Origin of the sequence: Halorhabdus amylolytica (assembly GCF_004944975.1) — an archaeon.
Classification (GTDB): Archaea; Halobacteriota; Halobacteria; order Halobacteriales; family Haloarculaceae; genus Halorhabdus; species Halorhabdus amylolytica.
Genome location: NZ_SPQG01000006.1, coordinates 152,128 through 171,683, shown reverse-complemented (window position 1 = coordinate 171,683; position 19,556 = coordinate 152,128). Strand labels below are relative to the sequence as shown.

At 58.4% G+C, this 19,556-nt stretch carries 10 protein-coding genes; 3 read left to right on the top strand and 7 right to left on the bottom strand.

Annotation, left to right across the window (positions count from 1 at the left end; all coding sequences use genetic code 11):
• Positions 1-83 precede the first annotated feature (83 nt).
• The gene (locus tag E3374_RS10020) at positions 84-2,366 is read right to left on the bottom strand and encodes an alpha-amylase family glycosyl hydrolase (protein WP_136688941.1); all 2,283 of its coding nucleotides are present in this window, start codon (positions 2,364-2,366) and stop codon (positions 84-86) included.
• Between the two features lie 255 nt (positions 2,367-2,621).
• On the opposite strand from E3374_RS10020, the gene malA reads away from it, so the two are divergent.
• A complete protein-coding gene (malA, locus tag E3374_RS10015; protein WP_211194944.1) occupies positions 2,622-4,550 on the top strand; it encodes an alpha-amylase MalA in 1,929 nt (642 codons plus the stop codon).
• Between the two features lie 1,030 nt (positions 4,551-5,580).
• Here the strand turns inward: malA and E3374_RS10010 are convergent.
• On the bottom strand, positions 5,581-6,993 hold the full coding sequence (locus tag E3374_RS10010; protein WP_136688940.1) for a GntP family permease: 1,413 nt from the start codon (positions 6,991-6,993) through the stop codon (positions 5,581-5,583).
• Positions 6,994-7,284: 291 nt separating this feature from the next.
• A complete protein-coding gene (locus E3374_RS10005) occupies positions 7,285-8,523 on the bottom strand; it encodes an enolase C-terminal domain-like protein (RefSeq protein WP_136688939.1) in 1,239 nt (412 codons plus the stop codon).
• Between the two features lie 913 nt (positions 8,524-9,436).
• On the opposite strand from E3374_RS10005, the gene E3374_RS18135 reads away from it, so the two are divergent.
• Entirely contained in the window at positions 9,437-10,210 is a 774-nt protein-coding gene (locus tag E3374_RS18135) for an IclR family transcriptional regulator (protein ID WP_136688938.1), read from the top strand.
• A gap of 1,646 nt (positions 10,211-11,856) precedes the next feature.
• On the opposite strand, the gene malQ is transcribed toward E3374_RS18135, so the two are convergent.
• The 4 genes from malQ to E3374_RS09980 form a co-directional block, all read right to left on the bottom strand.
• On the bottom strand, positions 11,857-13,344 hold the full coding sequence (malQ, locus tag E3374_RS09995; RefSeq protein WP_136688937.1) for a 4-alpha-glucanotransferase: 1,488 nt from the start codon (positions 13,342-13,344) through the stop codon (positions 11,857-11,859).
• A 441-nt stretch (positions 13,345-13,785) separates the two neighbouring features.
• On the bottom strand, positions 13,786-15,492 hold the full coding sequence (gene glgP / locus E3374_RS09990) for an alpha-glucan family phosphorylase (RefSeq protein ID WP_136688936.1): 1,707 nt from the start codon (positions 15,490-15,492) through the stop codon (positions 13,786-13,788).
• A gap of 238 nt (positions 15,493-15,730) precedes the next feature.
• Positions 15,731-17,602 (bottom strand): SLC13 family permease, encoded by a 1,872-nt coding sequence (locus tag E3374_RS09985; RefSeq protein ID WP_136688953.1) that lies wholly within the window; start codon positions 17,600-17,602, stop codon positions 15,731-15,733.
• 115 nt (positions 17,603-17,717) lie between these two features.
• Positions 17,718-18,674 (bottom strand): hypothetical protein, encoded by a 957-nt coding sequence (locus E3374_RS09980; RefSeq protein ID WP_136688935.1) that lies wholly within the window; start codon positions 18,672-18,674, stop codon positions 17,718-17,720.
• A 152-nt stretch (positions 18,675-18,826) separates the two neighbouring features.
• On the opposite strand from E3374_RS09980, the gene E3374_RS09975 reads away from it, so the two are divergent.
• Entirely contained in the window at positions 18,827-19,540 is a 714-nt protein-coding gene (locus E3374_RS09975) for a hypothetical protein (RefSeq protein WP_136688934.1), read from the top strand.
• Positions 19,541-19,556 lie beyond the last annotated feature (16 nt).

Here is a 19,556-nt window from a genome sequence, read left to right as displayed (position 1 = left end):
GGAACGCTCGTCCTTCGCGGGAAGGGCGGCATTCTCTCGCTGAATCAAGATAGTCCAACAGCGCTGCTGAACGACAGCCCGTCTCACGAATCGTTCGGCAGCGGCTCGCCCTGGTGCCAGTGATTGTGGCCCTGATCGAACAGCGTCGGCGTCTCGAAGACGGCGAGCGTCCCGACTTCGACCGTCACTGCGTCGTCAGAGCGATCGACGAGTAAGTCTTCGCCGGTGAACAGATCGTACGTGTCGACCGGCAGTCGAAGGTCGATCCAGTGGGGATGGTCGGCGAAGTTGATCACGACCACTCGTTTCTCCTCCCCCGCGTCGCGGCCGAACACCAGCACGTCGTTTCCGGCCTCGGTCCGGTGGGCCTCCCGAACGAGGTCCGCCCCGGGACCAAGCACCGGCGAGTCGTGGTAGAGGTCGATCAGGTTCGAGACGAACTCGAAATGGTCCTCGTCGTACTCCTCCCAGTTCATGAACGCGCGTTTGTACGGATCGGCCTTGATGTCCCCCGTCTGATCGTCGCGGCCGAAGTAGGGGCTCTCCCGACGCTCTCCGTACTCGGTGATGAGTCGCTCTTGGCCGTAGTAGAGGAAGGGAACACCCGGGAGCGTGAACGCCGCGGCCAGCGCCGCGCGCTGGGCCACAGCGGGATCCCCTCGGTGTCCGTGGGCCTTCGCCTCGTAGTAGAGCCTGGACTCGTCGTGGTTCTCCGTGGAGTTGATGATCCGCGTGTACGCTGGAAAGCCGTCGTTTTGTCGCGTCTCGATCGCGCCGATAAGGTCCCCGGGCGGCCGTTCACCCCTGGCGACGGCGTGGGCAGTTCGCATGAACTCCGTCGAGTCGAAGTGCAGATCGAACTCGGACTGACTCATCTCCGGAATCCGCGGGATCGACTCGTCGAGCCACAGGAACGCGTCGTCCTTGCCCCGCGTCAACCGCCGGGCCTCCTTCCAGAAGGAGTGGGGGACGCCCCACGCGATGTCACACCGGAACGCGTCGACAGTGTCCGACCAGAAGTCCACGACTGCAAGGATGTGCTCCCGCAGCGCGAGGTTGCCGAAGTTGAGGTTCGGATGCAGCCGAACGTCGAAGAAACTCGTCTGGGCCGGTGTTGCGTCGATGCCGTTGGTCCGGGATTGGCGGTCGAACCAGTCGAAATACGGCGAGTCGGTGTCCCAGGCGTCGACCTCGGGGAACGCATAGGGATCTTCGGGATCGTCACCCAGGTCGGCGATCGTGTCCTGCCAGGAGTCGTGTTCCCAGCCGGCGTGATTGACCACCAGATCGAAGGCCACCTTGATATCGTGGTCGTGACACGCTTGGACAAAGCGTTCGAAGTCCGCGATAGTGCCGAGGTCTTCCGCGACGGCGAAGTAGTCGCTGGCGTCGTAGCCGTGGGGGCCGCCCGGCGGGGTATCGACCGACCCGCTCCAGGCGGGGACGATCGGCGTCAGCCAGACGAGATCGACACCCAGGTCGGCGAGGTAATCGACCTTCCCAGTGAGGAATTCGAAGTCCGTCGCCCCCTTCTCGCCGGCGAACGACCGCGTGAAGATCTCGTAGACGACGACGTCCTCGATCCACTCGGGCGGCCGGTTGGGAAGTTCGACCGTCCCGGCGTCCGGATCGAAGACGATCTCGTCTGTCATGCCCAGTCGCACGCCGTCGTAGGGGGCCGCGAACAGTCGGGTCGGTCCGTCCAGCACCTCGACAGGCACGCGGACGGTCGTCCCCTCGATGACGAGATCCTCCCGATCGAGCACCGCGGCGTCGTGCGGGAGGAACGACACGTCGAGATCTTCGGGGACTGCGTAGCTATCCGGCGCGAGTTCCGGGTTCGATTCGACGACGAACTCGTCGGCGTCGGCGTCGTAGTGCCCGTCGAGTTCGATCCGGGGCGGCCCACCGGTCGTCTCTCGGGCGTCGGTCGGGAGTTCACCTTCGATGTCGAACAACTCGACGCCGTCCTCGGTGACCGGCGGCGGGAACACCTTTATCGTCAGCTCGTGCGTGCCGTCGGGTGCGTCAAGCTCGAAAACGTAGGTTCCCGGCACGTCCGGTTCGAACTCGGCGGTGTTGTGATTCCCCTCGTCGTACTGGTCGGCGTCTTCCTCGAAAGGCGTCGGCGCGTACTCCAGGCCTGCCTTGCTACCGTCGGGCTTTTCGCGCAGTCGCCAGACGAAATCCCCCTTCTCGTAGGGATCGGGGTCGCGTTCGGGCGTCCCGGCGATCGTGGGCGCGAGGTTGTCCCTGTCGTAGCCGTGGGCCATGTCGACGAAGATCGGATCGACGATGCTTTCGCCGAGTTGGAGAAACCGCGGCGGGCCTGGATGATAGCCGTCGGAAGCGTCGTTTCCTGTCATATCACTCACCAAATAGACGACAACAGATGTCGATAATTAGTTCGAGTGGCTGGAACGGTGTTAACTTTTACCTATGGTCGCCGTCGTGACTGACGTCTCGATGATTCCAGTGGCGTAGTGATTTCTGACAGCGAGCGATGGCCGGCTGCTTGAGGGAACGTCCCGCTCTGTGTTTGAGGAAGCTTCGCTCCCGCGCTGTTCACGACGGAACGGAAGCCAGTTTTAACACCCGTACCGAACGAATAGACGATAGACATGCACCATCCCGGACCACCCCGATTCCTGGCCGTGGGGGAATCGACCGAACTCGCCCCGCGGGACCCCGATCCGTCGGGCAGCTACACCTGGCAGATCGAAGATGCACCCGACGAAAGTCACGCCGTGCTCGGTGACGACCCGGTCGAATCGTTCGTTCCTGACGTGCCCGGCGTCTACACCGTCACGCTCGACGCACCGGACGGGCGACACGAACTAACACTCCGGGTGTTCCCCGCTGCACTGGCGATTGACGACGAGACGGCCCAGCCCGCCACGAGCGGATCCAGTGGCGCGAGCGGGATCAGCGGTCAATCGGGGCTGAGCGGGTACAGCGGCCGGTCCGGTTCCGGCGTCGGCTCCGGTCGCGGCCGCCCGGAACCCGGCGAGGCGCGACCGCGACTCACGCTCACCGGGGAACGGGTCGACGAGGAGGTCGTCCTCCGGGCCCACTCACGGACTGATCCATCCCTCGACGCCGAGGAGGCGGACCTCGATGTCGAGTTCTACGTCGACGACCGCGACGAACTCGCGAACTACGCCGTGACGGGCAAGACGCTCCGGGCACCTCTCGACGCGATCGAGGACGGCGTGCGCATCCACGCGATCGCCGTCGATGAGCAGTACAGCGTTCCCGATACGATCAGGGTCCACGGCGACGGCACGGTCGAACGACTCAACGAACCGCCGGCCTGGAGCAAGGGGATGACGCTCTACGAGATCTACGTCCGGGGGTACGTCGACCCCGACCCCGGCCAGTCGATTTTCGAAGCGATCGCCGAAAAGCTCGATTACATCGAGAGTCTCGGCGTCGACACGCTGTGGTTCACGCCCGTGCTCCAGCACGACGGCAACGATCACGGCTACAACATCACGGACTTCTTCTCGATCGCCGACGACCTCGGCGGTGAGGAGGCCTTCCGAGAGTTCGTCGAGGAAGCCCACGAACGGGACATGCGCGTGCTTTTCGACCTCGTCCTCAACCATTCGGCGCGCGATCACGAGTTCTATCAGCGCGCGCTGGCCGGCGACGAGCAGTACCTCGAATGGTACGACTGGCAGGACCGGGCCGCCCGCGAACCTGAAACGTACTTCGACTGGGAACTGATCGCGAACTTCGACTACGAGAACCTCGAAGTGCGGCGTCACCTGCTTGACGCGATCGAGAAGTGGGTCAGGGTTGTCGACGGGTTCCGATGTGACATGGCCTGGGCTGTGCCCAAACCCTTCTGGCAGGAGATCCGCGAGACGGTCAAAGAGATCGATCCCGACTTCCTGCTGATGGACGAGACGATCCCCTACGTCGCTGACTTCCACAACCTCTGTTTCGACGTCCACTTCGACGCGGGACTGTACTTCGATCTACTGCAGATCGGCCACGGCGATCAACCGGCCGAACAGCTCTATGGCTCTCTGGAGAGTCGCCACCGGATCGGCTTCCCGGATCACGCCGGCTTCCTGACGTACATCGAGAACCACGACGAGGAACGCTACGTCTCGGAGGTCGGCACTCACGCCGTCAGAGCGGCCGCGACGGCGACGTTCACGCTACCCGGCATACCGATGATCTACGCCGGTCAGGAGATCGGCGAACGACAGCGTCGCGGGGAGACCCATTGGGGCCATACCGACGAGGACTTACTCGAGTTCTATCAGCGACTCAGCGCAACACGTGAGAGGATCGACGCACTCGGCTACGAAGCCGACTTCGAACCCGTCGACGTCGAGACCGACTCCGAGCAGGTCGTGGCATACGCCCGGGATAACGACGACGAACGCTACGTTGTCGTCTTGAACTTCGATCGGGGAGCAAAAGAGGTCGGGCTCCCTGGCGAAACGGTCGAAGCGGTCGACACACTCAGTGACGAGAACGTGGCCGCCGAGGGCGGCGTCCACGTCGAAGACGCCGTGATCCTGGCAGCAACGTGAGGATCACCACCGGTGGAGTGGTCGAAGCGGTCGAATGGCTATCCATCGGGACCCATCGACGGTAGTCGATTAGGGAAGTGTGAATGCGATACGGAGTGGTTTTGTGAAATCGATGTCGGACATGATCCGCTCCAGAGCCACATGACCGTGTTCGATTTCCAAAAGGTGCGAGCGGATACCATGCGGACAGAAAGCGAGTTCCGATCGTATCCAAGATTAATACCATATAAAAATATAATATCTATACATGATATGTGTGGCGAGTGTTCGAAAAAAGTCGGTCACGATAGAAATGTAAATTGTCGATCCACAAGTCGGGTAGCAGGAAAACACCGGATCAGATCGTGTCCGACGAGACAGCCATTCATACCAACTATCAGTAACATCGACGTGCGCGTCGCACCTAACGGAATGGCAATATATTCACCTACATCAACGTGTAATAAAAATTTTTGTGTAGTTATTCCAGAAATAGCAGGTATAACACGAATTTCGTAAGGTAGCGGACTATTTTCCAATCATCGGATGCCAGCTATTTCCGCGGACGTCGAACGGCCGTGGATCTCGGTGATCGTGTTCAACGTCCCGAAGTTCCCCGCGACGAACGGGCCCCGATTTCCGGTCGAACACCACGGAAATCACAACGACCTCGAAAACATATATAATTTGGTATATTATCGAAACCATATATTTACAAACTATTCCAGGCACGTCGAACTACAATTATCCGAAACTGACCTCTCAGCTTCAAAACTTGCTAGAGTTCGCCACGCTAAACAGGACCCCAATCAAGCTCGAAGCGTTCTTCGATGAAGAAACAGCAGTTGTGGGTGGTGGTAACTCACTCAGAGACGAGGACGGGTCGGTCGGCGTGACTTCGAGGCCACCAATCACAGGCTGAAACTTTCGTTTCAGTCCACTCAGAGAGAAGAGACGTGTTGTAAGATGCAGTCCGATGTCTACTCGACACATCGGACAGAAGACCCACGATTCGGAGTTCGCTATGTCTGTGTGGTAGTTGTCACTACGGTCATGCCAACGGGAATACTGTCGAGACGATGAGGACAGTTATGAGCCCTGTCACGGAGATGAGCGTCGTCAATACCGTCCACGTCTTTAGCGTCTCCGCTTTCGTGAGCCCACCGATCTCGCTGACGAGCCAGAACCCGGAATCGTTGAACCACGAGCAGATGTTCCCGCCGGCACCAATAGCCATTACCAGGTAGGCAGGATGCACCGTGAGTTGCCCCACGAGCGGGGCCATGATCCCAGCAGCAGTCAACATGGCAGCCGTTGCCGAACCCTGGGCAATCCGGACGATAGCAGCAATCAACCAGGCGGTGATAATCAGTCCGATACCGACTTCCTGGAGTGCATCGGCGAGGTAGTTGCCGATCCCTGATGCCGCCAGTAGCGCACCGAAGGACCCACCAGCCGCAGTGATCGCGGCGATATTCCCACCGCTTTTCAGTGCCTCGGTGAGTTCTTCGCTCCATTCGCCACGATCCATATCGTCGAACCGATAGAAGGTGTACGCCGCTGCGAGGGCAGCGATCGTCAGTGCGACGTTTTTGTCACCGATGAAATTTGTATACGGTTGCAGACTCCCTAACGCAGGAATGGTCTCCTGAAACGCGTTCACCGCAGTCGAAGCTGCAATGAGCACAACAGCCAAAAGAATCGGGGCCATCGACTCGAGGACACCCGGCAGCTCGCTCGTCGGTCGGTTCGCGACTTCCTGTAGTTCTTCGGTCGATGTCGCCATCGTATCCCGCAGCGGAATGTCGAGGCGCTTGTTGATCCATCGGCCGTAAACCAATCCGGTGAATCCTGCGGCCGGAATGGCAGTAATTATCCCGATCAGGATCGTCATGCCGAGATTACTACCGATCTGGTCTGCGACTGCAAGCGGCCCGGGCGTCGGCGGAACGAACACGTGTGCTGCTGCGGCCCCAGTCCCGACGACGACGATAAACAACGTGTAATCCCGGCCAAGCCGTGCGCGCATTGAACGTGCGAGCGGTGCCATCAGATAGAAGACGCTATCGAAGAACACGGGGACCGCAAGCAACGAACTACTCCCCAGAAGTGCAATGTCGGAGTTGTTCTCACCGAGGACATTCTGGAATCCCCGGACGATTCGTTGGGCTGCACCGCTTTCGAGCATCCCCTTCCCGATAACTGCTGCCATCAAAATGGGGATGCCGATACCCGCCATGCCGTTCCCGAACGCCGTTGCAACCTGTCCAGCCGCGTCAGCAGAACTGAAATCGACAACGAAAATCGAATTGACGACGCCGACCAGGAATGCTGATATGATCAGACCGATGAACGGGGGGAGGTCCAACCAGACTAACAGCGCGACCACTGCAAGCAACCCGATTATGAATGTGACTAATGGACTATGCGTAAACTGTACTGCTTGTAATGGTATGAAGACCATACGCAACAATCTGCCTGTAGTAGACTATTAAAGTTTGTGTTGTTTTTCGAACCATGAGTTCCTCGATTGGATCAACCTAGAGAGAGCGTGTTTGTCAGAAAAGATGGACCCTTCCTCGTGATTGAGCGTGAGTGACCGGTCGTGACAGGAGACCAATGCGAGTTCAGCATTTCAGAGAAACAGACGCGTGGGCAGGATTAGTACCAGAGCCGTAGCCAAAGGATAGTAGTAAGGTGATGGATCAAAGTCCGTCGAACGAGTCGCATCGAAGATTCGCCGGCTCTATCCGGATTACGCCGGATCGAACACCGTCTCGCCCTCAACCATGTGTTCTGCGACAGCATCAAGATCCAGTGTGATCCCGAGTCCCGGCTGCTCTGGTATCGTGATCGAACCGTTTTCGATGAGCGGCTCCTCGATCAGATCGTTCCACCACGGAAGTTCGTAGGAGTGATACTCGACAGCCAACATGTTCGGGATTGCGGCGCCAACTTGCGCCGAGGCCATCGTGCCCACAGGCGAGGACACGTTGTGCATTGCGACCGGAATGTAGTACAGATCAGCGAGATCTGCTATTTTCCGTGTTTCTCGCATTCCTCCGACCTTCGGTAGATCGGGGGCAACAATATCGACCGCCTGTTCGTCGATGAGGGTCCGCATACCGTGCTTCCGATAGACGTTCTCTCCGGCAGTGATCGGGGTTGTCGTGGTTCGCGTGACCTCTCGCTGGACATCGTGATTTTCCGGCGGAACTGGGTCTTCTAGCCACCAGACGTCGTACTCTTCGATGGCTTCGGCCAAGCGCTTGGCGCTGTCTCCGGTGTACGTCCAGTGACAGTCGAACGCGACGTCCGCACGGTCTTTGACACGCTCTGTCGTCTGTTCGACGATCTCAGCCTTGTGGCGGATTTCGCCCGGCCGGAGATGGCGATTGGCCCGGTCTTTCTCGTGGCCGCTGGGTACGTCCAGGTCGAATTTGATGGCGTCATAGCCCAGTTCTTCGACGACGCGCTCTGCTTCGTCGGCACAGGCCTCGGGATCGGCCTCGTTTTCAGTGTGGAGATCACAGTACACCCGGACGTCGTCCCGATATTTTCCGCCGAGAAGTTGGTAAGCGGGAACTTCTAGGATCTTTCCAGCCAAATCGTGCAGGGCTACTTCGATACCAGCGATAGCGGTGACGGTCACTCCTTCGATCGAACCTTCACCCGACATCTTCTGGACGAGATGTTCGTACAGTCGATCGATGTCGAGTGGATTCTCGCCAATGACGAACGGCTTCATTCGCTCGATGAGCTCGGGCACACCAGCACCCCAGTAGGCCTCACCAGTCCCAACGATTCCGGCATCGGTGTAGACCCGGACCAGCGTCCACGGATAGTTTCCGTCAACCATGGTCGTCTGGACGTCCGTAATTTCAACGTCACGGTCGGCGCCACGATCACGCGTGACGCCCATCGTCGCTGACGAGAGGTTCCGCATCGTGTACTCTGCGTTCGGGTCGTGTAGTTGCGAATAGTCGATCGGCACATCAACACATTCGTTTCCCCCACCTATTATAATTTGTCGTATTCCCCAATAATACATCTGTCTTGTCGACAGATCTGTCTACTGTCAGCAGCGAGCACCTGATTGGGCATGAATGGTAGAACAAGCGCCATACCTCCCGTGATTATCAGCTTCAGCGCCACAGTTACAGCCCCCCTATTCAATGTAATCTTGGTGGTCCATCTGTGAGCCAGCACACAGAAAGGTATCAACGAATGTACCATCGGTACCAACTGCGTCGACAGTTTTGAGGCCCGGATCTCTGCAGATCGGACCAGATCAGTGTAAATACTCAATCGTCCAACTCGACTGAACAGGTATCTCCGAGAAATCGTTCGATTAATGCTGACCGATTCGATCTGACTGGTCCCTACGAGACAGACAATACAATCATACCAACTATACGGTTACCTGATGGGATACACGATACTGAGACACCCGCATGTGTAAGCCGTTCAACTCTGCTGGACGGGTGTTGACCAGACCCAAGCTGCTACTCACGTCCGAGTGAGACGCTTTGAATCCTGGTCGAGTCGCGACCAAGCGCTTCAGTACTCGGCATCAGCAAATTTGACATCGGGCAATGCCGAGAATACTACCCATTTGCATGTGAGATGGCCTCTCGAAGTCCGTGACAGAGTGACCCAGGATCGTGTAGCCATTGGGGATCTGTCTCTTCAGCACGCCATTGCCGGGACAGGGTTCCACAATACACGTTCTTCTATCCAATCAGGTTGTACAGGTGTAATTCTCTGCCGCCACCTGAACTGCTGAACTATGCCGTTTACCGACAGGAACGCCCCTATCCCCCCATTTCTACGTAGCGAAACCATCAGTACGAACAATCGAGGAGCTTCCGAAGAGTGTTTGTAATAGCACCATCTCACCCTAGATTATGAACAACAGTCGAAAGGAACTATCTGGAGAATATATCGAAGCCGTCGAAAAATCGTTCAGAATTATCCAGGCACTGGATGAACTGCATACAGCGGGCGTTTCCGAGATAGCCAGGGCCGTTAACCTGCCAAAGAGTACCGTGGATATCCATCTACAAACGCTTGAGAAACTGGGATACACGGTGAAAGATGCGGATTGTTCGTATCGATTGAGTCTCCGATTCCTGGAGCATGGGGGCAAGATTCGAAAGCAGATTGATCTCTATCACGTTGCACGCGCCCAGGTGGATAAACTATCAAACCAAGTAAGTGAAGTCGCTACCATCGGTTTCGAAGAGTGCTATCAGCGTGTCTTACTCTATCGGACAGAGCCCATCGAGGGACTTTCGGACAATGCACCGGTCGGTCAGATCAATCGAATGCACTGGACAGCACTAGGGAAGGCACTCCTTTCGCAACTGTCGAACGAGGAGATCGATGAAGCGATCGAAACGTTTGGACTCCCAGAAGCGACTGCGCAGACGATCACTGATCGCGATGGGCTAGTGACCGAGATCGAGCGCATTCGGGAACAGGGATACTCGATCGAAGACGAGGAACACATCGAGGGGATTCGATCGGTCGCTGTCCCACTGGACATCAAGGGGGAAAACGCAGCAATCTCGACAGTAGGTCCGAAACACCGGGTGACAGTCGATCGTATCGAAAACGAACTCGTTGAAGCCCTCAGAGAGACGTCAAACATCATCGCACTCAAGTACGAATACTACTGACGTCGCTCTCGATGTTTCAATTCGTTTCCCACCGAGATTACATGGACGCTTATCCGTATCGATTGCCCGGGACCGGGACGCAATCGAGCCGAGCAATCTACCCAAGGAATAACATAGGTACGTTTGTTACCTGCTGGAATTGCAACTAACCACCATCTTGCTGTCAACAGGTTATCCGACGGGAAGCGACTGCGACCGGTGTGGAAGCTCAATACTCAGTTCGATCTCGAATCTTCTATCTTTTAAATGATGTTTAGTATTTTGATAATTCCGATATACAATGTGGTCACGCAATCGTTCACAGCTGGAGCCACAAGGCCGATCGACCGCCTCAAATCAAACAATTTCCAGATGGCGTTCGAGTCGACGTAACCGCGATCCAACTCGACAACGAGGATGACTTGCTGTAGCCAGGATCGAGGCTGACTCGTACGATTTACCCCTGTCAGTCGAACTGAAGCGAACAAACGCCCCTGTTGACGGGTTTTCGACGAGTTCCACGAGAATCACGCCACTCGGAAGAACAGAGATCTCGGCTAGCTATCGGAACGGTCGTTCTGTTCTGCGGACGTCGACGACGCAGTGGTTTTCATCGACGACGCAGCATTTCAGGAAGCCATCTACCAGCGACATAGCATCGGTTTCAGATATGTACGGCGTGAAAATAATAATGGATAAATTATCAATTTTTTGTTTAGAACAAGTACCCATTTGTTCTCAAACTTTTTTCGAGACGCTGAAAGAGGCACAGTGGGGACGAGAGCAAAGCGTCCCTTGAGAGGATCAACTGATCTGAACACTGCCATAATCACCTACGTCAAAAATAACAGCGACTAGATCGAGTTAGATCATGGAGTGGGAATTGACATCATGCCGGCGAACGAACTCAATATTCGTTTACGTCTGGCCGAATTATAATATTCCAATATAGTATTGTATATTGAGTATTTAGGCGTCAAGACTTGCGTAAGGCCCCGCACGATTGGGACCAAAAGACTACTCTACAGCCAGGCAGTGGGAAAGCACCGAGTCAAATAGGTTCAACAGAACAGTACGTTGTATCAACGATTATCACAGGCTGTATACTGTGGTAGTTCAAAACTGATTACCGCATATTTTGCTGTGTTCGTCGATAATTGCCGCAGTAACCGTGATTTTCATCCAGATACTTTGCTATAAACACGACGTTCACAGTTGGAGATCTCGCGGCTGACCTATCAGAATACATTATTTTCTGAGGCCGTCGAGACTGGCGTAGTTCTCGTCGGTGGCGCCCATATCTCAAAGGTGGTGAAACAAACAGGCTTCTATTTCAGGTTGAAGACCACGGAACCTGAATCAGCATCTAAAGTGATTGTTACTCTATATAACTCTGAAAATATACATTTCCAATAATTTCATTCACGCTGTACACGACTGTATAGCTGTCGTTCTCCCAACCGAAGAAAGTCCTCGATAAGCCACCCCATCACGCGGCTCTTCTCTTCGTCATAGGGTCTTTCTGTGGTATCTTCGCGGGGCGGACAATCTCACACCGCCCGTCGAAACACATCCGCGCCCCACTCGTACGGATTATTGTAGATTATTTCCGGATGACGCCGACTCGCCGGTCGACGGATACCGATACATCACGACAATAATCCGTATCAGGCTCGATCAGCCCGTCGAGTCACGTCCGCGAGTCGGTCGGCGACCGCGGGATCAAGTTCCGACGCGAGCATCCGCCAGCGCCAGTTGCCTTCGGCGGTCCCCGGCAGGTTGAAACGGTGCTCGTCGCCGAGACCGTGGAAGTCCTGGAACTGGGCGAACGTGATAACCGCAGGCGTCTCCCAGACAGTCTCGATGACATCCCAGTGGATCGCCTCGTCAGCGTGATCGACGGCGAACGCGAGGCATTCACGCTGTCGCTCCGAAAGGTCCGCGATCCACCCCGGCGTCGTGCTCGTGTCGTGGGTGCTAGTATAGGCGACGGAGGACTCGTCGTAACTCGCGGGATGATGGGTGTGGTCGTCGTCACACCAGTCGGCCATCCCGGCGACGCGCATGCCGGGGAACCCGAAGGCGTCCCGGAGCTCCCGCGTCGCGTCGGTGATGACACCCAGGTCCTCGACGACGATCGGGAGGTCCCCGAGCTGGTCTCGGACAGCCTCGAAGAAGTCCCGGCCCGGCCCCGAGACCCACTCGCCGTTCATCGCGGTGTCCTCTTCGGCGGGAACCTGGTAGTAACTCTCGAAGCCCTTGAAGTGGTCGATCCGGAAGACGTCGAAGCGATCAAGCAGGCCCGAAAAGCGTTGTACCCACCAGTCGTAATCCCGGTCGGCCAGTGTCTCCCAGTCGTAGACTGGCGTGCCCCAGAGTTGACCCGTGTCCGAGAAATCGTCCGGCGGTACCCCGGAGACGTAAGTCGGTTCGCGATCTTCGTCGAGTTTGAAGATCTCGGGGTTGGACCAGACGTCGACGCTGTTAGTGCCGACGTAGATCGGCATGTCCCCGACGAGACCGATCCCGTGTTCGTGGGCGTACGTCCGCAGGTCGGCCCACTGCCGGTCGAAGATCCACTGGCAAAACTGTCGAAAACGGACGTCGTCGGCAAGTTCCTCCCGATAGCGATCCAACGCGTCCGGATCGCGAAACTTCACGTCGTCGGGCCAGTCCATCCAGGTGTCGACGTCGAGGGAGTCCTCAAGCGCCCGGAACAGCGCGTAGTCGTCGAGCCAGTCGGCGTTGTCCGCCCTGTAGGACTCGAAAGCCGCTCGCTCGTCCTCCTCGCCAGCGTCCTCGAAGCCCGCGAACGCCTCACGTAGTGCCTCGCGTTTGAACGCTCGAACACGTTCGAATTCGACCTCGCGATCGTCGAAGTCCGGACGCTCCAGTTCGGAAAGCCAACCCGCCTTGACGAGTTCGTCGAGTTCGACGAACAGGGGGTTGCCGGCGCGTGCGGAGAACGCCGAATAGGGTGAGTTTCCCTGTCCCGGATCCGTCGGACCGATCGGGCAGGTCTGCCAGAGCGACTGCTCGGCACCCGCGAGGAAATCGACGAACTCGCGGGCCGGCTGACCCAGCGTCCCGATCCCGTCCGGACCGGGGAGCGACGATACGTGTAGGAAGACGCCGCTTTGTCTCTCGAAGGACATATCCGTAGTATCGAGGGGGACGAACTTCAATGTGGGACATGCCACCGACACGCCGAGATGAACCCCCTCGCATGGATCAACCCGTTCGGTTCGAGGGGCTCGGCCATATCGGACGGGTGAATCGCCACCAACCACGGTGGTTCTTCTATCGCTATCGATAGATTTACAACAGAAGTATTACTCAATAAGGTTGAACTATATCCTCTTCTAGAACAGGAGGGGAACAGCTCCACGAGTGGCACGCGGAGGTGGTCGATCGCCACGATGACGCGTTCGAAACCGTCAAGCAAGTCTCACCCGCCTCGAAGCATACGAGGGACGGCGAGAAAGGCGGGTTCTGGAGGCCCGTGCTCGTCGAAGAGGGTGTCCCAAGGAGACGTCTACCTGGGGTGCGGACACCGACGAGAACGTGAGTGAAGCCCCACCTCAAACAGTCTTCTCCTACTTCGTATACGCATCCAGCAGGTACTCACGGACCATCCGACGCGTGTGATAGTAGGGACCGTTGAACGCAATCGTTTGGCGCATCACGTCGATCCAGTGGTCACGGTCATCGTAGTACGTGGGGATGACCTCGTTCTCGAGCTGGTTGTACAGCGCCATCGCATCCTGACGGGTCTCTTCCTCGTCGGTGGTCTGGTCGGGTGTGCTCTCCTCGGGATCGGGACCGATCTTCCAACCCGTCTCTCCCTCGATGTGACCCTCGACCCACCAGCCGTCCAGCGTCCCCAACTGCGGAATGCCGTTGTAGGCGGCTTTCATGCCGGAAGTTCCGCAGGCTTCCAGCGGCCGGCGTGGGTTGTTGAGCCAGACGTCCACGCCCGCGGTCAGTTTCGCGCCGACCTCCATGTCGTAGTCCTCGACGTACTGGGTCTCGATGACGTCGTTGAGCTGCCAGGCGTTGTGGAAGATATCGCGGATCTTCTGCTCGCCGTTCTCGTCACCGGGGAAGGCCTTGCCCGCGAAGACCAGCTGAACGTCCCCGACGTTCTCGGCGATGTGTCGGAGCCGATCGTTGTTGTAGAAGATCAGGTTCGCCCGCTTGTAGGGGGCCGCCCGCCGGGCGAAACCGATCGTCAGCGTGTCGGGATCTAACTCCGACCCCTCGCGCTCGTTGATGAACTCGATGGTCTCTCGCTTCTGTGTCTGGTGGGCGTCCCATAGTTCGTCGTCCGGGAGGACCGTCGCGTGCTTGAACTTGTAGGGATTGTCCCGCCAGCCCGTGATGTGCTCGTCGTAAAGGTCACCGAAGGCGTCGCCGATCCAGTAGGGGACGTGGACGCCGTTGGTGATCGCGTCGATCTCGAACTCCGGGAACATGTTCCGGGAAACCTCCTGGTGCTTCTTGGCGACGCTGTTGGCGTACGACGAGAGATTCAACGCGAGCAGGGACATGTTCAGCCCCGCTTCGTGGCTGAACGGCCGCAGGGCCTCGGGCGAGACGGGATCGCTGAGGAGTTCCTCGACCAGGCCCCAGTCGAACTCGTCGTGGCCGGCCTCGACGGGCGTGTGCGTCGTGAAGACGCACTGCTCGCGGACCGCCTCGGCGTCCATGTCGTTGCGTGCGAGCAATTCCGCAGTGAGGAAGGCGGCATGGCCCTCGTTCATGTGATAGGTGTCGACGTCGAAGCCGAGTTCGTCGAGTATCCGCGTCCCGCCGATCCCGAGAACCAGTTCCTGGGCGAGTGTGAAGTCCTCGCCGTAACCCGGCGCGTACAGCCGCTTGGTGTACTGTCGAGCGTCGTCGTCGTTGCTCTCGACGTCCGTATCGAGAAAGATCACGGGGACAGTCTCGCCGCTCTGCTCGGAGACGACATCGTAACGCCAGGCCGTCACCGCCACGTCGCGGCCGTAGATCTCGACTGTCACCTCGACATCGATCGGATCGCAGTGTTCCTCGACCGGCCACGGATCCGGATCGCTGACCTGCGAGCCGTCCTCCTCCAGCGTCTGTTTGCAGTAGCCCTCCTCGTTGAGAGGGGTGACACAGACACCGTCGACACCCACGTCGGCGAACGAACGGATCGTGTCGCCCGCGAGCACGCCGAGCCCGCCACTGTAGGTATGGAGGTCGTTCTCGATGCCGATCTCCATCGTATAATACGCGATTCGACTCGCCGAACCGGCGTCTGCCGTCGGAGTATTCATTTCCCGAACAATAAGCACACTACTAGAAAAACGTACTGGTTTCATTTGAGAAACGCCGCCCTTATAATATCAAAAATGACATATAAATACTGGAAACCAAAGTACTGAAGCCCGATAAAAAATAACAAATTAGTTCTTAATAACTCGTGTAATGAATAGAGTGAGGAGACAAATAGCGATCATTGAAGTAGCCGTCGAAGAATAGTCGATCTACAGCCCATCAAAGCGCGTCGACCGCTCACAAGCCCCAGAATGCGGCGATCCCCAGCGTCGTAACGACGGCGAAGATAGCTTGCAACGGGGCCCCAGCCCGCATGTAATCCATGAACTCGTATCCGCCTGGTCCGTAGACGAAGAGGTTCGTCTGGTAACCGATAGGCGTCATAAAGGCCGTCGAGGCGGCGAAGGTCACCGACAGCACGAACGAGAAGGGGTTGGCCCCGAGGGTCACGGCGGCCTCGGCCGCGACGGGGATCATCAACACCACGCTCGCGTTGTTCGAGATGACGTTCGTCAACAGCGCCGTCACGACGTATATCAGCCCCAGCACGACGATCGGCGGGAGCGAGGGAGCCACAGCAACGATCCCGTCGGCAAGCAGCGCCGCGCCGCCGGTCACCTCCAGGGCGATCCCCAGCGGGATGACCCCCGCGAGCAGGAAGATGACGTCCCATTCGACGGCGTCGTACATCTCGGTGGGCTTGAGACAGCCAGTGAGAACCATTCCGAGCGCGCCTGCGAGTGCAGCCACGGCGATGTTGATCGGCGTCAACGCCGCCACGCCGACCACGGCGGCGACGATTCCGACCGCAACGGGAATCTTCGACTCGCGGTAGTCGGGCCGATCGACCTCCTGTGCGACGATAAAGTTCCGGTTGTTGTTGAGGCGATCGATGCTGTCGGTCGCCCCCTGGACGAGCAGCGTGTCGCCGACCCGGAGTCGGGTCCGATCCATCCGGTCACGGATGACGGCCCCACCGCGGCGCAAGGCCAGCACCGTCGCGTCATAGCGCTGCCGGAAGTTACTGCTCGCGAGCGTCTCGCCCACCAGAAACGACCCGGGCGCCACGACCATCTCGACGAGGTTGTGGCCCTCTTCGGGAGCTTCGAGTTCGGCGTCCGTGATGGCCACGTCGCCCAGCAGGTCGAACCCGTCAGCGTCCATGAGTTCGACCAGCGTGTCCCGATCGGTCCGGAGCGCGAAGACGTCCCCAGCCCGGATAACCTTCCCCCCGAGCGGTTCGAGAAAGATCGCGTCCTCACGGATCAACTGGACGATGTCGACGTCGAAGTCCGTCCCTTCCAGTGCCTCGCCGACACGCTGGCCGACGACCGGCGAGTCCTCGCGGACGACGACCTCGGTCAAGTAGTCGGCCATCTCGTACTCGTGGGTGAGGTCTTCCTCGGGCTTGAGCCGGGCGGGGACGAGTCGTCGACCGATCGTCATCAGATAGACCAAGCCGACGACCATCATGATCACGCCGAGGTGGGTGAACTCGAACATCGAGAAGGCGTGTAGTTCCGGGATACCGAGATCGCGGCCGAGTCGGGCCGAGAGATCGCTGGCCAGGATGTTCGTCGAGGTCCCGATCAACGTGAGCGTTCCGCCGAACATCGAGGCATACGATAGCGGGAGAAGGAGCTTCGAGGGCGACGTCTTGCCTTTCTCGGCGAGATCGGTGACCATCGGCAGGAGGATGGCGACCGCGGCGGTGTTGTTGATGAATCCGGAGATCGGACTCACGATCCCGATCGTCGCACCCAGCTGTCGGGTCTCGTCCTCGCCGGTGAACGCGCCGACTTTCCGCCCGAGGATCTGGATAGCTCCGGTCCGCCGGACACCCGCGCTGAGAATAAACATCGCCAGCACGGTGATCGTCGCGACGCTGGCGAACCCGCTGAGTCCGCGCTCGACAGCCGTCACTTCGCTGCCGGGTGTCCGGAGGACGTACACCGGATCGGCGAGCAGTCCCCAGTCGACGAGCATCGTCGAGACAGGCTCGACGACCAGCAGCGTGATCATGATTCCGATCGCCGTGACGTCGACCGGGACGGCCTCCGTGGCGAACAACACCAGCGCCACCAGGATGATCGTGAAAACGACGATCATCCCGGGATCGATCGCGCTGTGAAGCACACCCACATCGCGGAGGCCCGAAGGCAAAAATCCACCCGGTCACCGGTTCGCTGATGTCCCGGGAGTGATCGATCGCATTCCCAGTTGCTCACCGCAGCACATTCCGGCGTTCGTCCTCCGACAGTGACACTGGGCCGACGGCATGGGGACTACAGTGCTCACACTCATAGGAGACCCCGCCGTCGTCGTAGCTTCGGATCGCTACACTGAACACGAAAAAGGCATCCTTCTGCCGACGTTTGACGACGGCATCGGCCTCGCTGCCGCAGTTGGGACACCACTCCTTGTCAGTCGGCTCCTGCCAGGTGAGCTTGTGACGGCCGATCGTCGCATGGTCGAATGCCTCGTCTTTCGACGTTTCAATGACTGCCTCCGGCGGGATCGGGTCGACAGCGACCCGATTGTCGTAGCCGCTTTCGGCCGCTGTCGAGGCCGAAAGATACGGGCCGACGCGTACCTCGTTGTCCCGGCCAACGAAGAAAACAGTCACGTCACCGTCATGGCCCTCGATCCGGACCTCGTTGTCCCAGCCGATAATATAGACCGTCAGATCGCGGCTCGCTTCCGTGACGTGCACGTCGTTTTTCGCCCCTCGAATCAGGATTCCGTTCCGTGGGTCCCGCGTCTCACGAGCGTGTTGCCACCCGGAGAGAGTTACGTCGAAGCCGTCGGGAACAGCCGTCGGTGCCGTGCCGTCGTCGTGAAACACCTGTTCAGCGCCCGATGCGTCGAGGGCGTTAGCCGCCTCGTGGGCGACGAAAACATCTTCGACGTTACGCAAGACGACGTCTCCGGGAACGTCCTCGACGTATCCGTCCTCGAGATCACCAGTGATCGCCTTGCGGACGGTCGGATCGCTCGCCGTCCCATTGGCTGGGACGTCGGTGAAGACGTATTCGGCGTCCTCGACGTGAAGCGTCCCGTCGATGCTTCCCGGAGCGACAAAGACGTCTTCGGTCGCGCCGAGGCCCACCGGTGTCTGTCGCTCCCCGGAGAGACGGACATCCCCCGATTGTCGATCTGTCGGTGCATTCCAGTCTGTCATCGTCGGAATCTAAGTAGTGAGTCCTTTCAGTCGCCGGGACTTCAAAGGCAGGTATCCCCTTGCAGACAACGGTCAGCCGACACCCTGGCGAGAGGGCTGGCGACGATTCGAAATATGAAGATTATTGAGGGTGTCCGGAAATTAGAGATGATATGGATAGACGTACGTTCCTCCGTGGTGGGGTAGGGATCGCATTCGCTGCCGGGTCGGCTGGCTGTCTGGGCGGGTCTGATTCGGAGCCACCGGCGAGGAAGGCATGGCTGTTCGAGGACATCTCTCTCGATGGAACACAGCTGAAAATAGACGTGGAGTCGAATCCGCGAGTCGAATCACGCAAAGACCCGACACAGAACGCCGCGGTTTTCGGGCTCCTGTCCCGACCGGTCCTCCCGGTTGGAACCGCACGCGGGGCCAAGGGGGGCGGCGGTCGTGGCAGTGGTGGGTACGGTAGCGCGCCAGGCCATCACCGACACGGGGGGTGGGCTGTCTGGCATGGCCACCACGACGATGACTGGCGGGAGAATCACAGCGACGAACTCACGAAATATCCGGCATCGATCGCAACGATGGGTATCGCATACATCGGGAGCGATGCTGCCTACGAGCGAGATCCTCCCGGACCAGGTCCGAGCGACGTGAGCTTTGACCGAACTTTGGGCAGCGTCTCCGAGGATGCGACGAAAGCGATAGATCTGACTGACATTTCACCCGGTGGAGGCCTAGCAGAAGGCTGGTATCGTGTCGGAACGGAACTGGTCGCCGAAGACAAAGATCTCGACTTCGGGTGGCAGAGCGTCGACTTCGAGATAGATGACGAGATCAATACAACGATCGACAAAGTGTGGTACGTCGCGCCGCAAGTGTAACTCACCAGTTCTCGAT